The 20,693-nt window shown below is 52.3% G+C and carries 14 protein-coding genes; 9 read left to right on the plus strand and 5 right to left on the minus strand.

Features of this window, described 5'->3' with window-relative positions:
- Window positions 1–258: 258 nt before the first annotated feature.
- The 4 genes from CVU71_12945 to CVU71_12960 all read right to left on the minus strand — a co-directional run bounded on the left by CVU71_12945 (window position 259) and on the right by CVU71_12960 (window position 6,062).
- A complete protein-coding gene (locus tag CVU71_12945; GenBank protein PKN18398.1) occupies window positions 259–891 on the minus strand; it encodes a DNA-binding response regulator in 633 nt (210 codons plus the stop codon).
- On the minus strand, window positions 888–2,372 hold the full coding sequence (locus CVU71_12950; protein ID PKN18399.1) for a hypothetical protein: 1,485 nt from the start codon (window positions 2,370–2,372) through the stop codon (window positions 888–890). Before CVU71_12950 ends, CVU71_12945 begins: the two co-directional genes overlap by 4 nt.
- Window positions 2,373–2,634: 262 nt before the next feature.
- Window positions 2,635–3,969 carry a butyryl-CoA:acetate CoA-transferase gene (locus CVU71_12955; protein ID PKN18400.1) on the minus strand — a complete coding sequence of 445 codons (1,335 nt, stop codon included), beginning with the start codon at window positions 3,967–3,969 and terminating at the stop codon, window positions 2,635–2,637.
- A 284-nt stretch (window positions 3,970–4,253) separates the two neighbouring features.
- Entirely contained in the window at window positions 4,254–6,062 is a 1,809-nt protein-coding gene (locus tag CVU71_12960; protein ID PKN18401.1) for a hypothetical protein, read from the minus strand.
- 436 nt (window positions 6,063–6,498) lie between these two features.
- On the opposite strand from CVU71_12960, the gene CVU71_12965 reads away from it, so the two are divergent.
- From CVU71_12965 to CVU71_12985, 5 genes are all read left to right on the plus strand, one after another.
- Entirely contained in the window at window positions 6,499–7,680 is a 1,182-nt protein-coding gene (locus CVU71_12965) for an acetyl-CoA C-acyltransferase (GenBank protein PKN18402.1), read from the plus strand.
- A 143-nt stretch (window positions 7,681–7,823) separates the two neighbouring features.
- On the plus strand, window positions 7,824–9,284 hold the full coding sequence (locus CVU71_12970) for a 4-hydroxybutyryl-CoA dehydratase (GenBank protein PKN18403.1): 1,461 nt from the start codon (window positions 7,824–7,826) through the stop codon (window positions 9,282–9,284).
- A 188-nt stretch (window positions 9,285–9,472) separates the two neighbouring features.
- A complete protein-coding gene (locus CVU71_12975) occupies window positions 9,473–12,322 on the plus strand; it encodes a hypothetical protein (protein ID PKN18404.1) in 2,850 nt (949 codons plus the stop codon).
- 93 nt (window positions 12,323–12,415) lie between these two features.
- Window positions 12,416–13,969, plus strand: a complete 1,554-nt coding sequence (locus CVU71_12980; GenBank protein ID PKN18405.1) for an acetolactate synthase large subunit — start codon at window positions 12,416–12,418, stop codon at window positions 13,967–13,969.
- A gap of 16 nt (window positions 13,970–13,985) precedes the next feature.
- On the plus strand, window positions 13,986–14,966 hold the full coding sequence (locus tag CVU71_12985; protein ID PKN18720.1) for an NAD(P)H-quinone oxidoreductase: 981 nt from the start codon (window positions 13,986–13,988) through the stop codon (window positions 14,964–14,966).
- A gap of 76 nt (window positions 14,967–15,042) precedes the next feature.
- On the opposite strand, the gene CVU71_12990 is transcribed toward CVU71_12985, so the two are convergent.
- Complete coding sequence (locus CVU71_12990; GenBank protein ID PKN18406.1) at window positions 15,043–16,095, minus strand: DUF2600 domain-containing protein; 1,053 nt, start codon at window positions 16,093–16,095, stop codon at window positions 15,043–15,045.
- 130 nt (window positions 16,096–16,225) lie between these two features.
- Between CVU71_12990 and CVU71_12995 the strand changes: the two genes are divergently transcribed.
- The 4 genes from CVU71_12995 (at window position 16,226) to CVU71_13010 (ending at window position 20,567) form a co-directional block, all read left to right on the plus strand.
- Window positions 16,226–17,575 (plus strand): NAD(P)/FAD-dependent oxidoreductase, encoded by a 1,350-nt coding sequence (locus CVU71_12995; GenBank protein ID PKN18407.1) that lies wholly within the window; start codon window positions 16,226–16,228, stop codon window positions 17,573–17,575.
- A 192-nt stretch (window positions 17,576–17,767) separates the two neighbouring features.
- On the plus strand, window positions 17,768–18,157 hold the full coding sequence (locus tag CVU71_13000; GenBank protein ID PKN18408.1) for a gliding motility protein: 390 nt from the start codon (window positions 17,768–17,770) through the stop codon (window positions 18,155–18,157).
- Window positions 18,158–18,223: 66 nt separating this feature from the next.
- Window positions 18,224–18,829 (plus strand): gliding motility protein, encoded by a 606-nt coding sequence (locus CVU71_13005; GenBank protein PKN18409.1) that lies wholly within the window; start codon window positions 18,224–18,226, stop codon window positions 18,827–18,829.
- 10 nt (window positions 18,830–18,839) lie between these two features.
- The gene (locus tag CVU71_13010) at window positions 18,840–20,567 is read left to right on the plus strand and encodes a hypothetical protein (protein ID PKN18410.1); all 1,728 of its coding nucleotides are present in this window, start codon (window positions 18,840–18,842) and stop codon (window positions 20,565–20,567) included.
- Window positions 20,568–20,693 lie beyond the last annotated feature (126 nt).

A 20,693-nucleotide genomic window follows, 5' to 3' on the forward strand; every position in this document is an offset into this window, starting at 1 on the left:
CGGCTGAGGGCTGATTTACATGTCAGAATGATGCCGGGGCATATGACGGATTCTGTCCGACAGGCTGTCAGACGAATATTCGGATTCTTCCCGCGCCTTCGGCGGATTCGGAATAACATGCATTTTGTCACTTCGATCCCGGCATAAGCGGGGTCCTGCTCCGGGAGAAGTCTAAAATCGGGTCTGCAAAAAGGCATCTCCCCGGCATGCGCCGGGCTGTCGCCTGCGGTCGATATGGCAATGTGGGGCAGCGCAAGACTAATTGATGAATTTGTTGTGAACGGCGTAAAGGGTGAGTTCGGCGTTCTTTTTCATGCCCATTTTGGACATGACCCGTGTGCGGTAGGTGCTGATGGTCTTCACACTCAGGCACAATTCATCGGCAATGTCGGAGACGGACTTGCCGGAAGCCAGCATCAGCATGACCTGATGCTCACGGTTGGAAAGCCTTTCGTGGGGCAGCTTTTGCGTGTCGATATCCAGTTCGTCGGCCAGCTTTTCAGCCAGCGACGCGGTAACGTATTTTCCGCCCTGCGCAACCTTGCGGATGGCGCCGATCAGTTCCTGCGGCGCGCTGGCTTTGGTGAGATAGCCTGATGCGCCCGCGCGCAGAGCGCGCACGGCATATTGCTCTTCAGGGTGCATGCTTAAGATCAATACAGCCAGCTTCGGGCGCTGGGCTTTGATGTCTTCCAGAATTTCCAGACCGCTTCGTCCCGGCATGGAGATATCGAGCAGGACCACGTCATATTCATATTTCAGAACCTTATCGAGCGTCTCGGCGCCGTTTTGCGCTTCGTCCTTGACCAGAATATCCCGGACGTCCGCCAGAATCTGGATCACGCCCTGGCGCACCACGGCGTGATCATCGGCAACCAGTATGCGTATCATGTCGGTCTTCCTCCTTTATCAAGCGGAATGAGCACCCGGACCGTTGTTCCGGACGGTTTGGCGTTGCGGATATGAACCGTGCCGCCCCAGAGATGGGCGCGTTCCCTCATGCCGATCATGCCGAAGGAGCGGGGATCATCCACCTGCCACTGGGTGATGCCGACCCCGTTGTCCGTCACGTCCAGGGACAGTTCCTTTTCGCTTGACGAGAGATTGACTTTGCAGAGTGTGGCCCTTGCATGTCTCGCGATATTGGTCAGGGTTTCCTGAAAGATACGGAAGACGGCCGTGGCCAGTTTCTTGTCGATGACACTGTTCGCGCTCTTGATATTCGCCTGGCAGCGGATGCCGGAGCGCTTCTGAAAGTCCGCGGCCTGCCATTCGATGGCCGCCGGCAGCCCCAGGTCATCCAGCAGGCTGGGGCGCAGTTCCGTCGTGATGTTGTGGACACTCTCAATAGTGGAATCGACCAGGCCCGACATGCTTTGCGTTTTTTCCCGGATCGCTTTACTGTTGGCGGGCAGACGGGTTTTAAGCCAGGACAGATCCATCTGCAGCGCGGTGAGCGACTGCCCCAGTTCATCGTGAATTTTGCGCGCGACGCGCGTGCTTTCCTCTTCGCGTACCGATTGGAGATGGACATACAGATTGCGCAATTCCTCGCGCGAGCGCTGCAGTTCCTCCTGCGCTTTTTTTTCCGCCGTGATATCTTCATAAGTGACCACAATCCGCTTCTCGCGGAGTTTTTCTCCGATGCGCGAGGCCTTCATCCGGCAGAGTATTTCCCGCCCGTCCTTGCGCAGGCAGGCAAACTCCGTCTCATACGTGCGTTGATGCTCAAGCGTGGCATAAAAAATAGCGCCGATCTTATCCGCCTCCTTTTCGTTGCGATAGATCATCCGGATACTCTTGCCGATCAGCTCCTCGCGGTGCCAGCCGAAGATGACCTTGACCGCGTGGTTGGCAAAATTGATGCGCCGCTCGTGCAGACCTAGAACCGCCTGGGGGATCGCGTCCAGGATGGAGGACTCCAGCGCTTCCAGTTCTTCCAGTCTGCGGCTCGCCTCTTTGCGTTCGGTGACGTCCATCAAACTGCCCAGAATGGCCCGCTTGCCCTTGAACGTGATCGACATGACGTTTTCCATAATCCATTTGATCCGGCCGTCTTTGGTGACAATACGGAATTCATAGGGTGAAAAGCGCTGTTCCCTGAGCATCATGACGGCATTTTTGGTTGTATTGCGCCGGTCTTCCGGCAGGATGAGGGAGGCGGGTTTCATCTTGAGAACCTCTTCCTCGGTATAGCCTGTATAATCCCGGAAGTGGGCATTGATGAATTGAAACTTTTTGTTCTGGATAATGTAGTAGCCGACCTGCGTACTATGCGCCAGAATTTTGTAAAGGTTTTCCCCGAACGTCCCAGGCGGCGCGGAGGCATTTATTCCGGTCAATTCCGTCCGAAGATTATCGGCAGGTTCCATCAAGTCTTTTTGGGTTGTTTTGCGTGGACGCACCTGTTGCCCCTAAAATATCACCCGGATAGAATGATGCTGTTTGTTGTGTCGCTTAACTGGGAAAACTGTAGCATAGATTAAGCTTAACTTCAGCAAAATTGGTAGAGGTTTCCGGAAATGCTTTTATGTTTTTAACGGGCGGCTTACAGGTGATCAAAAGACTGGCCATAGTCGTCTGCCGTTCTCCGGGATATACCTGCGCGGAATATCGAGCCGGTAAAATTAATGTCTACTTTCCTTTAACCCATATTTTCATTTTGTCAGCCTGTCTGATTAGTTCATCCTGGAAGTCAGGGTGGGCGATGCCAATCAGCGCGTCTGCTCTTTCCCAGGTGGATTTGCCGCAAAGCTTGGCGATGCCGTATTCCGTTGCCACATACTGAACGATGGAACAGGGCACCGTGACAATCGACCCCGGCCCGAGGGTTGGGACGATTTGCGAATGCAGCTTCCCTTTTTTGTCCCTGTATGTTGAATTCAGATACATGATGCCCTTGCCGCCGTGGGACCGGAAAGCGCCTGCAATAAAATCCAGCTGGCCGCCTGTGCCCGGTTGTCGGCTGTTTTCCATGGATTCCGAGCAAACCTGTCCGTGAAGATCCACTTCGACGGCATTGTTAATCGCTACGACTTTGTCGTTTCGGGCAATTATTTTCGGATCATTGATATAATCGGCGGGATACGAAGCGCAGGCCGGATTGTGATCGAGGAAATCATAGAGTTTTTTTGTGCCCATGGCAAAGCTGTAGGCCATCTTGAAGGGGTCAACCGATTTTCTTTTGCCGGTGATCTTGCCGGCCTGATATAAATCAACGCAGGAATCGGTAAGCACATCCGTATGAATGCCCAGGTTCTTCAAACTGCTTTCGGCAATCATCCGGCCGATGAGAGCGGGCAGAGCGCCCTCTCCCAGCTGGAGACAGGCTCCGTCTTCAATTTCTTTCATGATATGCCCGGCAATCCGCCGCTCGGTTTCTTCAGGCGCCGCAGGTTCAAATTCGGCCAGAGGGGCGTTTTGGCCTTCCACAATATAATCAATTTTGGAAATATGAACCGACTCACGATTTCCGCCGTAGCAATACGGAACTGATTTATTCACTTCCAGAATGATGGTTTTTGATTTATCCAGAACAGCATCAGTCATTGCATTGGCAATCCCGTAGTTGAAATAACCGTTTTTGTCCATTTCGGCTACCGTGATGAAAGAGACGGCAAAATCATGGTATTGTCTGATGGTTCGGGGGCCCTGATGATAACAGGCGGGGATGTCATTACACAGATTACGATCATGGAGGCCGCGGGATACGCTTCCGGAATGCCAATCCTTCATAATGACATGCTCGCGCCTGGGGTCCGCTTCCACAATTTTGGGCGCACGCGAAAAACAGACGCCCTGGAGATCAATGTCTCTCAAGAGATGAATTTGCCTGGATAACGCTGCATCCAGAGCGTCGGGAAATAAAACTGACCCGCTGTAAAAAATTTTGTCGCCGTACTTGATAAAACTTGCGGCTTCATCAGCCGAAATCAACTTTTCCGTGTATTGCGTGTCTATATCCTTCATATCCGGTCTCCATTTAAAGCTCGGGCTCTTCCGCTGCGGCAATTGAATACATTCTTTAAATGATTAGCGGTATCGGACGCAGTCCGATTTAGATGTGAGAAATTTTCAGACAGCATGTAGGACTTTCACCTACACGCTGACGGATTCTGAAACGGGGAGTGCTGAAGCGGGTTAAACGGAAAAAAATTACGCAAAAAAACAACGGTGAGCGTGAAGCGCCGCATAAAAAAACCCGCCAGGGCCTGCCCCGACGGGTTTTCATTCTTTAAAAGATGGACGGATTTCTATTTATACAGATCCTGAAGCTGATCTCCGAATTTCTTCATGACGAGCGGCCGTTTGAGTTTAAACGTCTGGGTCAGCATACCGCTTTCCACGGTGAAATCTTCCGCGACGAAAAGGAACTTCTGCGGCACTTCGTAGCCGCCGTAAGTCTTGCGGAGGTGGGCCGTGATATCCTTGGACAGGTAATCGGTTACCGCTTTGTCCTTGAGGGATTCTTCCAGAGTGTCTTTCAGGAGCGGCTGGAGATTCGGATCGGCCTTCAGCACGGCAAAGTCGGGCACAACCAGAGCCACGTTGTAGTCTTTGCCGTCGCCGTAAAGCATCACGTTGAGAATGTAGCGGATCAGTTTAATTTCATTTTCAATGCCTTCCGGATGGACATACTTGCCGTTGGCCAGTTTGTATTCGTCCTTGAAGCGGCCGGTAATATGCAGGTAGCCTTCTTCATCAAGCCAGCCGCGGTCGCCGGTGCGGATGCCGGGAAAGCCGTTCCATTTATCCGGCATCATAATTTCCGCCGTCTGCTTCGGCTTATTGTGGTAGCCCATCATGATGTGAGCGCCGTAAGCGCAGATTTCGCCGTCCATGCTGTCTGCTCCCACACGGGATTTGTCAATCACCACGTGCATGTTTTTAACCACCTTGCCGACGGTTCCCAGTTTGTTGCCGTATTTAGGGGTATTGGAGGTAATGACCGGCCCTGCTTCCGTCATGCCGTAGCCGTCGAATGTCGGCTGGCCGATATCTTTGAAGAACAGGGCGATTTCCGGTTTGACCATCGCGCTGCCGGTCACGAAAAATTTCAGATCTCCGCCGAAAATTTTGCGGCACTGGGAGAAAACCAGCGCGTCGTAATCTTTGAATTCTTTTGTTTTCTCGGGAAGATCTCTGTTTTTGATTGCTTCGGCGACGGCCGCGTCAAAAAACAGCTTCTTGGTAGGATCAGCGGCAACGCCCTGTAAAATAGAATCATAAACCTTGTTGACAATTTTGGGAACCACGCAGAGCCCTGTGGGTTTGACTTCCTGAAAGTTCTGAATCAGTTTTTCCACCGATTCGGCAAATGCAATGCCGCCGCCGGCAGCGACGTAAAGGTGCAGGTCGCACGCCAGGCCATAGACATGCGCCCAGGGGAGAACGGCCACAACATGCATGTGTTCATTGATGCCGTATGAGTCTAAACCGAGGCGCGCGTTTAACGTAAGACTGCCGTGAGAGAGTTCAACGCCTTTCGGATCGCCGGTTGTGCCGGAGGTATAAACGATGTTGGCCATATCCGACCAGAGAGGTTTGATGGACGGCGCGGGGTTTTTCTTGCCCATTTCCTCCAGGGCGTTCATGGAATTCTCGCCTTCACCGTAAACGACAAAGATTTCTTTCAAGGTGGGAATATCTTTTTTGAAATCCTTGACCTTTTCATAAATGTTTTTGTCGCGGGCAAACAGAAACTTAATCTCGGCGTCGGTGACGACATACTGCATGACTTTCGGAAGTTCCGCAAGATACATGGGAACAAAGACGCCGCCCAGGCCATGAACAGCCTGCTCGCAAATAAACCATTCCGTGCAGTTGTTGAGGATAACGCCTACCTTTTCGCCCTTGGCAAGTCCAAGCTTTTTCAAGGCGCCCCGGAGGTTATCAACTCTGTCAGCTACGTACTTGAAGGTTACCCATTCATATTGTCCGGACGCCGGATTTTTCGTTCCGAAAAGTCTGTTGCTCGCATACTTGGCCACGGCTTCCTCAAACAAATCAACTAGATTGTTCGGATTGTCGTACACAGCGCTCACATCTACATCATTAGCCATAAATTCACCTCGTCTGATAAGAATATATCTTCCCTGCTGAAATTTCAGGGGAAAACTCGCTAATTTGTTCGGATGCGCGGCAGTATATGGAAAACACTCAGGCAAGTCAAATCAATATTGAAAAAGTAATGTATTTTTCTGATTATTAACGGTTGCCGGTCTGCTTCCGGTGGCCGCCGTGCCCTGCCGGATAATAATGACTTGCTAAGGGACTCAATTATTGATAAAGGCAAAAAAAAGTATGAAATATATCGATAAAGAGAACTTTGATTCTTAATCAGCTTTGTTTTCCTGACTGCAATCAAATCGTCGGGCACGTGGCAAAATCTGATTACTTGTTCAGGGTAATTAAGATTTTGTGCCGCATCGTTATGAACAGCACAGCGTATAATCAATCAAAGATCTCAACTAAATAAACGTTAAGAAAGGAAACATTATGAGAGAAGTAGTTATTGTCAGTGGTGCCAGGACAGCAATCGGAGATTACATGGGGACGCTTTCAGGTTTCACTCCTGTTCAGCTGGGCGTGACGGTCTTAAATGCGGCCATCGCCAAGGCCGGTATCGATAAAAAGCTGGTCGAAGAAGTGGTTGCCGGTCAGTGCAATCAGGCCGGTGCGCCGGGAAACAGCGCCCGTCACATTGCTCTGGGTGCGGAGCTGCCGGTGGAATCCTTCGCTTTTACAGTTCATCAGCAGTGCCCCTCTTCCATGCGCGCCTCCGAATTGCTGTCGCAGGAAATTATGCTGGGCAAAATTGACATCGGAGCAGTGGTCGGCATTGAAAGCATGAGCAACGCGCCTTATCTGCTCTTCGGCGCCCGTAAAGGCTACCGGCTGAACGATGGTGAAAAGATTCAGGACAGCTTGATGATCGGCGGTCTGGTTGATGCAATGCTGGGTTATCACATGGGGATCACGGCGGATAACATTGCCGACCAATACAAAATTTCCCGCCAGGAGCAGGATGAATGGGCATTGATGAGCAATCAACGCGCCTGCGCCGCCATCAAAAACGGCTGGTTCAAGGATGAAATCGTTCCTGTCGAAGTTAAAACAAGAAAGGGAATGGTCATGTTTGATACCGATGAACATCCCAAAGCGGACACCAGTATGGAGTCTCTGGGCAAACTGAAGCCGGTCTTCAAGAAAGACGGCACGGTCACGGCAGGAAACGCCTCCGGGTTGAACGACGCCGGTTCCTGCATGATCATGATGAGCGCCGAAAAGGCCAAAGAACTGGGTGTGAAACCCATCGCCCGTGTTGTTTCTTCCGCCCCCGGTTCCGTCGAGCCCCGCATCATGGGCATGGGCGTTGTTCCGGCTGTTCACAACGCGTTGAAATTCGCCAAAATGAAACTGGCAGACATCGATTACTTTGAATTCAACGAAGCTTTTGCCGCCCAGGTCATCGGCTGCAATCGCGAATTGAAGATTCCGTTGGACAGAATCAACGCCGTAGGTTCGGGCATCAGCATGGGCCATCCGGTCGGCGCCACCGGCGCTCGCCTGATCATCACCATGATCAACGAACTCAAACGCCGCGGCAAGAAATTCGGCTGCGCGTCCCTGTGCGCCAGCGGCGGTCCCGGTCATGCGTTTATTGTAGAAGCCCTTTAATCCGAATATTCAGCGGGAGTTGCGTCAAAAAAGACGCAACTCCCGATTCTCTTGGTTGACAGCCGGTAAAATGTAAACAAATTATCTATTAATACATCAAAAGCGTTGTGACAAAATTGGGACACAACGTCAGGAGGAATCAAATGGCACTTAAAACGCCCGAGCAGTACGAAGAAAGTCTGCGCAAAATGAATTTTAAAATTTACCTGATGGGAGAACTGGTGACAAATTGGGTTGATAATCCGATTATTCGTCCTTCCATGAATTCCGTCAAAAAGACCTATGAACTGGCGCAAAAGCCGGAATATGAGGATCTGATGACGGCCACCTCGCACCTTACCGGAGAAAAAATCAACCGCTTTACGCATCTTCACCAGAGCACGGAAGATCTCGTGAAAAAAGTCAAAATGCAGCGGCTGCTGGGTCAGCAGACGGGTTCGTGTTTTCAGCGTTGCGTGGGTATGGATGCCACAAACGCGGTGGACAGCACCACGTATGAAATGGATCAGAAACTCGGTACGAAATATCATGAACGCTTCATCAACTTTTTGAAAATGGTTCAGAAAGAGGATCTGACGGTGGACGGCGCGATGACGGACGTCAAGGGAGACCGTGGTTTGGCCCCCCATCAGCAGGCCGATCCGGATATGTTTGTCCATGTCGTAGAAAAGAATGACAAGGGCATTGTTGTGCGCGGCGCCAAAGCCCATCAGACCGGCGCGGTGAACTCCCATTGGATTTTAGTCATGCCGACCATCGCCATGAGCAAGGAAGATGCGGACTACGCCGTATCCTTTGTGTGCCCGGCGGATGAAAAAGGCATTTTTTACATTTACGGGCGTCAGTCCTGCGATACGCGCAAGCTCGAAGGCGGCACGATTGATGTAGGTAACCAGGAGTTCGGTGGCCATGAAGCCCTGATGGTCTTTGATAATGTTTTCATTCCCTGGGAAAACGTTTTGATGTGCGGTGAAACCGAATTTTCCGGCATGCTGGTCGAACGCTTTGCCGGTTACCATCGTCAGAGCTACGGCGGCTGCAAGGTCGGCGTGGGCGACGTGCTGATCGGCGCGGCGGCTACGGCGGCGGATTACAATGGCGCAGCGAAGGCTTCTCACGTCAAAGACAAATTGATCGAGATGACGCATTTGAACGAAACCTTGTTTTCGTGCGGCATTGCCTGTTCCGCGCAGGGCCATAAGACGGCGTCCGGCACGTATCTGATTGACCTGCTTTTGGCCAACGTCTGCAAGCAGAATGTCACCCGTTTCCCCTACGAAATTTGCCGTCTGGCCGAAGATATCGCGGGCGGCATGATGGTTACCATGCCTTCCGAACAGGATTTCAAGAATCCGGAAATCGGCAAGGTTCTGGAAAAATACATGCAGGGCAACGCCAATGTTTCCTGTGAGGACCGCTCGCGGATCATGCGCCTGGTGGAAAACCTCACGCTCGGTACGGCGGCCGTCGGCTACCGCACGGAATCAATGCACGGCGCCGGATCGCCTCAGGCGCAGCGCATCATGATCGCCCGTCAGGGTAATCTGGAGCAGAAGAAAAAGCTGGCCAAAAAAATTGCCGGCATCAAGGAAGAAAAGAAATAATCTGCAAAGCATGCAGGGCGGTCAGTGTCCCGGCCGCCCTGCACGCTTCCTTTCTAAATCAATCGTTATTCCCCGATCGACCGCTTTATCCGCCTTTGTTGCTGCAAGAATAAAAAGTTGACTTGCCTCCTGTTTCTTCATTATACTCCCCCGTCAGATAAAATAATCGTTCATTACAAGGAGGATCCATGAAAATCCTGCGCGTATCCATGAACAATCAAAAGGTATCATCCGAAAATCTTCCGTCAGACTGGACCTACCTGGGCGGCAGCGCTCTGATTGCCAAAATCCTGAATAAAGAAGTACCTCCGCTTTGTGATCCGCTAGGCCCCGAAAACAAATTGATTATCGCCTGCGGCCCGCTGGCCGGAACCCGCGCACCGCAACTGGGGCGCGTTTCCGTCGGCGCGAAGAGTCCTTTGACCCAGGGAATCAAGGAAGCCAACTCCGGCGGTCCGGCCGGCCAGTATCTGGACCGCCTGGGCCTGCGCGCCATTATTTTTGAAGAAGCACCCAGAGACGGAAAACTGTATTGTCTTTTCATCAGCAGGGACAAAGCGGAACTGATTCCGGCGGATGAGTACCGCGGGATGAAAAATTACGAACTGGTTTCTGCGATTCATCAAAAATATTCCGATAAGGTCGCGGTGATCTCCACGGGACTTGCCGGGGAGCGTCAATATAAGGGTGCTTCCGTATCGCTCACCGATATTTTCGGTGATCCGTCACGCAACGCCGCGCGCGGCGGTTTGGGCGCGGTCATGGGTTCCAAGGGGCTCAAGGCCATTATTCTCGATCCGGCCGGGGCGGAGCAGGTCGCGATTGCCGATCAGGACGCCTTCCGCAAAACCGTCCGCGAATGGGCGGATATTTTAAAACACGACGTCAGCATCAGTTTGTATTCCCGTTTCGGCACGCCCTTTGCCATAACGAATTCCGCCGGCCACGGCTCGCTCCCGGCGATGAATTACCGTTCCGGCCGTCCCGAAAATTTTACGGCGGTGAGCGGCAACAACATCCAGAAAATCCTTTTCGAACGCGGCGGCAGGATGCATGGCTGCATGCCGGGCTGCCTTGTCCAATGTTCTATTATCTATCCGGATAAAAACGGTAAAAGAATATGCGCCGCCTATGAATATGAAACCATCGCGCTTCTGGGCACCAACCTGGGCATTACCGATAATGATGCCATCGCGCGATTGAAGTTCATGTGCGACGATATCGGACTCGACGGCATTGAAGCCGGAAGCGCACTGGGTGTGGCCGCCGAAGCGGGCAGGATGAAATGGGGAGATGCACAAAGCGCCGAAAATCTTCTGCAGGAGATTGAAAAGGAGACGCCACTCGGATTCGCATTAGCCAACGGCGTAGTGACAACGGCCCGCTTCCTGAACGTCGATCGGATTCCGGCTTTTAAGGGTCAGGCTCTTCCCGCCCATGATCCCCGCGCGGTAAAGGGCACGGGCGTGACGTACTTCTCGTCTCCGATGGGCGCGGATCACACGGCTGGTCTCACCTATCGACAGCCCAAAGAAAAGAAAGAACAAATCCAGACGTCGCTTGCCACGCAGATCAAGGCGGCGGCCTGTGACGCCTTCGGTTATTGCCTCAATGCCGTTCCCGGCGGCGAACCGGTTTATCCTTTTTTCGCCAAACTGATGAATGCGCGCTTCGGCCTCACCATGACGGAAGAAGCCGTCATCGACGTTGCCAAACAGGCGCTTCGCGATCAGCTGGCTTTCAATGAAAAAGCCCAGTTCAGCAAAATCGATACGAAGATTCCGGCCTTCTTCCGCGAAGAACTGATCGCTCCGACCAGTTCCGTCTTTGATGTCAATGAAGCGGAGGTGAAAGATTTGTGGAAGGGCCTCGATGCATTCAGGGAAAAAGAAAAAGTCTGGGAGATCCGCATCCCGCCGATGCCGGACATTCTGATGGGCGAAGGTGTGGCCCGGTCGATGGGGAAAAAAATCAAAGCATTGAAAGTTACCAAGGTGTTTCTGGTCACGGACCCGTTTATGTTGAAAAGCGGCCGCGCGGCGGAAGTTCAGGACATCCTGAAAAAAAGCGGGATTGAAACCTATATTTTCTCGGAAGTGGAACCGGATCCACCCATCGAGCTCATCGAAAAAGCCGGCGCGCTTTATAAAGAAACGGGTTGTGACGGCATCCTGGGCCTGGGCGGCGGCAGTTCGCTGGATACCGCCAAAACACTGGGACTGCGCGTCACCCATGGCGGCGACATGCGCGAGTATGAAGGCATTGTCGGCGGCGGCGGCAAAATCAAACCGATCTTTCCGCCGATCATCTGCATGCCGACCACCTCGGGCACCGGCAGCGAAGTCAATCCCTGCGCCGTTCTGACCGACAAGGCCAGAGATTTGAAATTCATTTTAATGAGCAATCACTTTATTCCCAAACTGGCGGTCGTTGACCCGCTCTTCACCAAAACCATGCCGCCTGGACTGACCATCGAATCCGGCATTGACGCCTTATCGCATTGTATCGAAGGCAGTGTGTCGCTGGCCACGCCTTATCACCCTTACTTCGAATCCAAAGCGCTTTTCGGCGTCAAACTGATTGGCCGTAGTCTGATCACGGCTTACAAAGAGCCGGACAATATGCGCGCCCGGACGGACATGTGTATGGCGGCCATCTGCGGGGGAATCGCCTTCCTCAAAGGGCTGGGGCTTGGACATGCCCTCACCCACGCCATCGGCGCCCACTATCACCTGCCGCATGGCAGAGCGGCCATCTTCGGTCTTCTCGGTTTCGTTATCGCCAATAAGGAAACCTGCAGGGAGGCCTTTATGGACATGGCTTATCTGATCAACCGGTCGGATGATCTGGAATCGGCGCTTAGGTGGCTTTATGGGGAATTGAATATTGACCTGCGGCTCAAAGCCCACGGCATCAGCAAGGAAGCGCTCAAAGAAATTGCTTTTTATACATCACGCGACGCGGTGAACATGGCCACCGATCCGACATCACCCAGTCAGTCCAGAATTCTGGAGATCCTCACGGCGATGTATGAATAAAGAGACGACCATCCGTCAGGTTTAAAAGGTGAAGAAAATTAAGTTCGATTAAAATCATGTAATGCCCTTGCATCGTGACGTTAAGGAGTTTTTATGACGGGCGCGGAAATAATTTTCACGACGGCGGCAAAGGCGGGTGTGGAGATTTGCCTGGCCAATCCCGGAACAACGGAACTGGCGCTGGTCGCGGCGCTGGACAATGTCAGGGACATCAGACCGGTCCTGGGACTCTTTGAAGGAGTCTGCACGGGAGCGGCCGACGGCTATGGCCGGATCAGACAAAAACCGGCGCTCACGGTTTTGCATCTGGGACCGGGGTTCGCCAACGGCATCGCTAATCTGCACAATGCCAGGCGCGCCCGGACGCCTGTCGTTAATATCATAGGTGAACATACCACCTGGATCAAACCCTATGATCCGCCTTTGAACATGGACATCGCATCGCTTGCGGGCACGGTTTCCGGCTGGCAGAAAGAAAACACCTCAGCCGATCAATTAGCGGGCGATACGATCGAGGCCGTTAACGCTTCTTACTATGGTCAGATTGCCACGATGATTGTTCCGGCGGACTGCCAATCCGCAAACAGCAAAACGGAAAGTATTACGCTGCCCGAATTCCAATTCGATGCCGTGGATGAGGCAATCATCGCCCGTGCCCGTACGTTGATCAGACAGGCAAAGAAACCCTCACTGATTCTGGGCGGCCGCACGTTGAGGCTTCCGGCACTGGCCTGGGCTGCGGACATCAAAGCCAAAACAGGCTGCGATTTAATGATGATGACCTTTCCCGCTTATTTTGATGCAGGCATCGGCTTGCCTGTTTTGAAGCGTATTCCCTACTTTCCGGGAGAAGCGCAAAAACTGCTTGCCGGTTACGACGCGTTTGTCCTGGCGGGAGCAGCGGAGCCTGTGGCTTTTTTCGGTTATGCAAGCGGTACGACTTCACTGCTTCCGGAAAATGTTTCCCGTATCCGCGTCGATACGGACAGGCAGGATGCAGGCGTTGTTTTACAGGCGCTTGCGCAATCGCTGGGGCCTTCCGCAGCAAAAAGTGAACTTCATCCAATCCTGGCCGAGTGCGCGATACCGCCGCTGCCGGCGGGCGCCTTGAACGCCCGGACGATGTGCGCGGCTATCGCCGCCCTGCAGCCTGAGCATTGCATTGTTGTCGACGAAGGCGTGTCGTCCGGCGCTTTCTATTACACCCACTCACCTTACTTAAAACCCTACAGCCATCTGACGCTGACCGGCGGCGCCATCGGCATGGGCATGCCGCTGGCGTTGGGTGCTGCGCTTGCCGCACCCGACCGGCAGGTGATCGATATCCAGGCGGACGGCAGCGCCATGTATACGCTTCAGGCGCTCTGGTCTCAGGCGCGTGAAAAAGCAAATGTGATAACCGTGATCTGCTCCAATCGCACGTATTTCACCATTGAACTGGAGTGTCTGCGGGCTGGTTACAAAACACTGGGCGACAGAGCAAAATCTCTGATGCACCTGAATAACCCGGCTTTGGATTGGGTAAGCCTGAGCCGCGGCATGGGCGTGCCTGCCTGCGCCGTCAACACGGCGGAGGCGTTTATCGGGGTATTTCAAGCCGCACTTAACGAACCCGGACCTTATTTGATAGAAGCGATTCTGGAGTAGTAAAATGAAAGACACGATGCAATATATCGATCACGGCCGGGGAGGCGCCGCCTCCTGCCTGCGGCTTTTGCACGGCTCCCTGCCAAAATTGAAAGAAGGCGAAGTGCTGATTGAAGTTGCCTACGCGGGCGTCAACCGGCCGGATGTCTTCCAGCGCATGGGAGTGTATCCGCCTCCGCCGGACGCTTCGCCTGTTCTGGGACTGGAAGCGGCAGGAACGATTGCGGCAAAATCCGACGACGTGCGGCAATGGCAAATCGGCGATGCCGTCTGCGCGCTCACTCCCGGCGGGGGGTATGCCGAATACTGCGCCGTTCCCGCGGTGCATTGTTTGCCGATCCCGCAGGGACTCTCTCTTGCCCAAGCTGCGGCGCTTCCCGAAAACTATTTCACCGTCTGGTCCAACGTTTTTGAACGAGGCGCTTTAAAACCCGGAGAAAATTTTCTGGCGCACGGCGGGGCGGGCGGCATCGGCTACACCGCCATACAACTGGCTAAAGCTTTCGGCGCGAAAGTCTTTACCACCGTCACGGGCGCAGGGCAGGTTGAGGCCGTAAAGAAGCTGGGCGCGGATGTCGTTTTGGATTATCAAAGGCAGGATTGGGCGCAGGAAATTGCCGGTATTGCCGGGAAGCAGGGCATTGACTGCATCCTCGATTTTGTGGGCGGACCCTATATTCAAAAAAATCTGCAACTGCTGGCCCGCAATGGACGGCTTGTGCAAATTGCTTTCCTGCAGGGCGCAAAAGTCGAACTGGATTGCCTGCCGATCCTGACCAAAAATCTCACCTTCACCGGTTCAATGCTTCGTCCCCGTTCCATCGGAGAAAAAGCGGCTCTGGCCCAAGCCTTGCTGAAAAACGTCTGGCCGCTCTTTACCGCCGGAAAATTAAACGTTCTGATCTCCGCTGAATTTCCGCTCGCCCAGGCAGCGAAAGCGCATGAACTCATGGAATCCTCCGGTCATATCGGCAAGATTGTGCTGAAGGTCCGCTGAAACAATCCTCCCTGACTCTCCTTTGCACCCTGAAGGGCGCAAGTATGAGGAGGAAATAAAAGGGGGTCCCAACAGCCTACAGGCGCCGGTAAACCCAGCAGTGCCAGTAAAGGAAAAAGGCTTCACCGCCGCCCAGACTGAGCAGTTTTTTAGAAATGGCCCGGACGTCTTTTTGTCTGGAAACTTTATGATCGGCCAGATAGATGCCGAGGAGTCCGCGGGTAATTAAATGATGAAATTTTGCGTCGGGCAGACTTGCAACGCAAGCCTGCGCCTGATTGTAGAAATGACTGAGCCTGCCGTACAATTGTTCATTATTTTCATAATAAGAGCAAAAGTTTAAGTCCAGACCGCTTAGGTCTTCCTCCTGGTCGATCAGATAATCCAAAAGAATATGCAGACCCTGGACCCACGGAAAATAAGCGTTCTTAATTCTGTCGACCAGTACGGCTGACGTTGCCTGGTTGAACAGCCGGGAAACAATGCAAAAGATGCCCAGCGTCGAGCCCGTGCAGGCGGCAAATTCATACCAGGCCATTGGTGGCAGGTTTTTTTCGTGCTCGGCAAACCATGCCCGCAGCCTGGGCACGCGTTCATCTTTTCGAACATGCTTGTGCACCTGTAAATCAATATAGACGCCTGCCAGTTCTCGGACGGCCGCTGCTCCCGACGGGTAGTTGGCAAGGCGACCCAGGATATCCCTGCAGGTCTGTACCAGGGCGGCCAGATAACCGCCGTCTTCTCGTTCCTGCCGGAAACGATAGTAGGCGGTCAGCGGCGCGTCCGGTGTCAGGGCTTGCAGCATCGATTCGTGCAGCGCTCGGAAATCCTCGGGGTCCTGCGACGTGCTGCGGTCGCAGAGATTGTCCAGATAATCACTGATCGTCTGATAGGCGACGATAAATTGAATTGCGTCTTTGTAGCGATGACCGGCGAGCAATCCATAAAGTGAACCGCCTTCGCAGTGAAACGTTTTTGCTGCGATGCTCGCCGTCGCCTGGCGGCGCAGTTCCGGATCGGGAATATTTTGAGCGCGCTCTTTCCACTGGCGCAGGCAGGCACGCGTGACGGGCTGCACCTTCAGAATCATTTTGGTGGTCAGCGATATGAGATTGGTCGGTACCTGCAAATCATGCCCCTTCATTGAATGTTCACAAGGCGAATCTTTAGCACAGCCGTGAGCGTATCACAAGAGCGGGCAAATTGATCCATTGACCGGTCTTGAAGATCTATGGTAGCTGGTGAATAATGGAGCTGCAATGAAGAATACAGTAAGCAAAGAGTCTGATGTTATTGTCATCGGCGGCGGCGCGGCGGGTCTGATGGCGGCGGGGAAGGCGGCGCAATCGGGCGCTCGCGTGCTGCTTCTGGAAAAAACGGACAGCCCGGGCAAAAAGATTCTGGTCAGCGGCAAGACACGCTGCAATCTGACCAACGCTGCCGACCTTCGGGCTTTTATTGCCATGTACGGTTCAAACGGCCGTTTTCTGCACAGCGCTTTTTCCCGTTTCTTTCGTCCGGAACTGCTCGCCTTTTTCGAACAATACGGTCTGGCCACCAAAGTGGAACGCGGCGGCAGAATTTTCCCTGTTTCCGACGATGCCCGCGACGTGGTGCGTGCTTTACAAAAATATTTGGCTGAAAATAAAGTCCACACGATTTTCAACGCCAAGGTAAGCTCGGTGACCCATGCTGAAGATTCCCTGTTTTCCATTCAAACCACAAACGGCCGTTATCAGGCCCCGTGTGTCATTATCGCGACCGGCGGCGCCTCCTGGCCTCGCACCGGTTCGGAAGGCGACGGCTACCCCATCAGTACGGCGCTTGGCCACACGGTTGTCAAGCCCAGACCGGCGCTGGTTCCCCTGATGGTCCGTGAGCAAAAACTGGCCGGGTCCATGCAGGGTGTTTCTTTGCGCAACGTGCGCGCCACGGCATTTCAGGGAGAAGCCCAGGCAGTGAATTCAGCGCTTATCCCCGGTTTTGACTATGGCCGAGGCGAAAAGAAAACCCCCCGGCCCCCGGTCATTGAAAGCCGGTTCGGTGAAATGCTTTTCACGCATTTCGGCCTGGGCGGACCGATTATCCTGCTGATGAGTCTGTCGGTTGTTGAAGCGCTGGAAAACGGCCCTGCTTCAATCCTGATCGATTTAAAACCCGCCCTGACGAAAGAGCAGTTGCGAAAACGGTTGCAGTCGGATCTGAACAATTTCGGCAAAAGAAAAATTGCAACGATTCTGAAAGAGTATCTGCCGGCAAAAATGATTGAGCCTTTGAGGGCTCTTTCCGGAATAGACGAAGAAAAGCAGGGGCATCAGGTAAGCGCCGCCGAGCGGGAAACCATGATCGACTTGCTCAAAGCATTGCGCTTCAACATCAAAGCCCCGCTGCCGCTCGCCAAGGCTATTGTGACGGCGGGAGGCGTTACTCTTGATGAAATCGATCCGCGCACGATGTCGTCCAAAAAAATATCCGGCCTTTATTTTTGCGGCGAGGTCATGGATATCGACGCGGACACCGGCGGCTACAATTTGCAGGCTGCTTTCTCCACCGGATATATAGCGGGAGAAAGCGCCGCCGCTTATTGGCGGGCTAAGTTCTGTCCTTGAAAAAAATGCATAAATATTATAATGCTATTGACAATAGAGTATAAATTATTTCCGTTTTAGTCTGTCCTGTCTTAATGGATGTTCCACTGAGGATGCGTATGGCTTGGCGGGAAATCAATTTGTGAGTCAATATCCAGGTCCGGGTGCGCCGGGAAAATGGGCGCACAATATTCTGAATAAAGGAATACAAATATGATTTTAGGCCAGAAGCAACTCGACGAGATCCACGATACTTTGACTAAAAATCTGATCGGGTCCGGCGTCCGGAGTGTGATGCTGATTGATACGGCCGGCAATGTGATCGCGTCAATCAATAACGGAAATGAAACGATCGACATGTATTCGCTGGCAGCGCTCGCTGCCGCCAATTTCGGCGCCATGAGCTGCATGGCTAAGATTGTCGGTGAAGATGAATTTTCCCTCTTATTTCATAAGGGTGAAAAAGAGAATATCTACTTTTGCAAAGTCAATGAAGAATTGCTGCTGGTGAATATATTCAATGATCAGATTTCGCTTGGTTTTCTCAGGTTGAAAATGGCGAAAGTCGTGGAAGAGTTGCTGGCAGTCGTGGCGACTAGTTAAAGAAATTTTCAAACATAAAAATATACACGGCCTTGTTACGGCTTTGGAATGTCAGGGGGTGTCCGATTGGCATTTATTAATTTGAAAGACAGAGTTATTCAAGCCAAAATAGTTTATTATGGCCCCGGCAGATGCGGCAAGACAACGAATCTTGAATATGTATACGAAAAATGCCGTCCCCAGGTCAATTCAGAGATGGTCACGGTTAAAACACAGGGCGACCGCACGTTGTTTTTTGATTTTTTTCCTCTGGATATGGGGAAAATCGGCGGGTTTGACGTCAAAATTCAACTCTACACCGTTCCGGGTCAGGTGAAGTATGATTCCACAAGACGGCTCGTCTTAAAAGGCGTTGACGGCGTTGTTTTTGTCGCTGATTCCGCAGTGGGCCGCCGGGAGAAAAACATTATTTCCATCCGCAATCTTGAAGATAATCTCAAGATTTACAATAAAGATATTCACGATATCCCGCTGGTGATTCAATACAATAAAAGGGACCTTGTCAAAGAAGGCATCGAAGTCCTGGATATTGAAACTCTGGAAAAGGATCTTAATGCGGAATTAAAAGTTCCTGCATTTGAAGCCAGTGCTGTTGCCGGGGATAATGTCGTTCTGACCCTTAAGAAAATTATTTCGCTGACGCTGGCGTCTCTGGAAAAGCAATTGAAATAGGAGTCATAACATGGCCAATAAAGAAGAGTCGGCATTTCTTAAGGGTGTGGAAAGTCGTCTGGACAGTCTCTTTGGTGAAGAGACGAAACCGGTTAAAGAAAATGACCTTGATGCTTCCCAGGCTGTCACGGAACAAGTGGTTGACGACTTGAAAACGGACGATTTCCGCGATACCCAAATGATCAGAGCGGCAAACGATGAAGCGGAAATTTCTCCGGGCGGACCCGACAGGCGGGATCAGCCGTCCTTTGCCCGGGATGCCACAGTCCCAATTGACGGGAACATGCGGGAAATTCCACCTCTGGACGAAACAGGCATCCCATCAGAAACAGTTAAAGTGCAGGATAAATCAGCTTTCATCTCTGAAATCGAAAAACGCTTCTCGGCAATTTTCGGTGATGACGAAAACGCCGGTGCTGTTAAAGAAACTGAAGATAAGGCCGGGCCGGAGGAAATTAAAGAGTCCGAGCACTCCGAGAATATCTCCCTGCCGCCGTCCGCCGTGCTTCAATCCCATTTGAAAGATTTGAAAAGCATTGTTCTTTCGCTTGAATGGGAAATTAACAATCGGATTCTGGAACAATTCGAAGATGAGATCAATAAATTATACCTGTTCTATACAGGCGATAAAGTTGTCCAGGGATTGTTAAGAATTCTCCGCTTTGCGGGAAGGTACATCCAGGTCAGAGGAGCCAGTTCCAATCAGGGTTCCATCAACCTGCTCATGTCTGTCTACGACCATCTGGAAGGCGTCATGGTTTCAGAAGGAATGACAGAGGCCAACAAACGCGTTTTTTTAATTGAAAGCATTAAGCAATATCAAGCATGGGTGGAAAGCACGGATATTGAAAGCCCTGAGGAGACCGGGGTTCCGGAGGCACACACTGACGAGATGAAGCCGCTTGAAATGGAACGGTCTCAATTCAGCAGCGACGAAGAACAAAAAGAAGACGTTGCGGATGTTCGAGTTGCCGGAGAAAAACCGTTGGCCGATGCCGTCATCGATCAACCTGCCGGTGACGAGTTGTCCATAAGAGAAACGGCCGGAGAAGATCAAATCGAATCGGCCTTCCAAGAGCAGGATATTTCTTTAGAGACAAAGGTTCCGGAGATTCATGTTGACGAGATGAAGCCGCTTGAACTGGAACGTTCGGAAGACCTTTTCAATAAAACGCAAAAAATGAAGGTACCGCCTTTTGTGGATGTTCAGGCAACTGAAGAAACGCCCGCTGCCGGCGGCGAGTTGACCGTGAGAGAGACGGCCGGGGAAGAACAAATCGAATCGGCCTTCCAAGAGCAGGATATTTCCTCGGAGACACAGGCTCCGGAGATTCATATTGACGAGATGAAGCCGCTTGAACTGGAACGGTCAGAAGGCAACATCCCCGAAGGGCAAAAGGAGGAAGTTGCGGATCTTCAGGTTGTCGAAGAAAAATTGTTTACCGAAGCCGGGAGCGATCAGCCCGCTGGTGATGAGTTATCCGTGAGAGAAACTGCCGGGGAAGATCAAATCGCACCGGTTATCAAAGAACAGGACAGCCCTGTTCAGGCAGGGCCGGCCTCCATTGACGAAATGCCGCCGGCGCAAAACGGGGATGTGGAAAGAATGATTGCGGCCATGAAAGATCTGCCGCCTCATGAGGCATTTGCCTGGGCGCTGGATGAGTTGAAGGGAACTTTCCAGGCGGAAATCGATGCCCTGAAAGAAGAGATCCGCCTCCTTAAAAATGCCGGATAAGCGGGTGTCAGAATGGACATTTTGAAGAAATTCGACCGATGAAATCGCTGGTTTAATGGGAAGCGGCGGCAATCCCGCTCACGCTGCGGGACAAGCGTTAAATCGTCCAAAGCTTGCTGCGGGATG

The organism is Deltaproteobacteria bacterium HGW-Deltaproteobacteria-6 (assembly GCA_002840435.1).
In the GTDB taxonomy this organism is placed as follows: Bacteria; Desulfobacterota; Syntrophia; order Syntrophales; family Smithellaceae; genus UBA8904.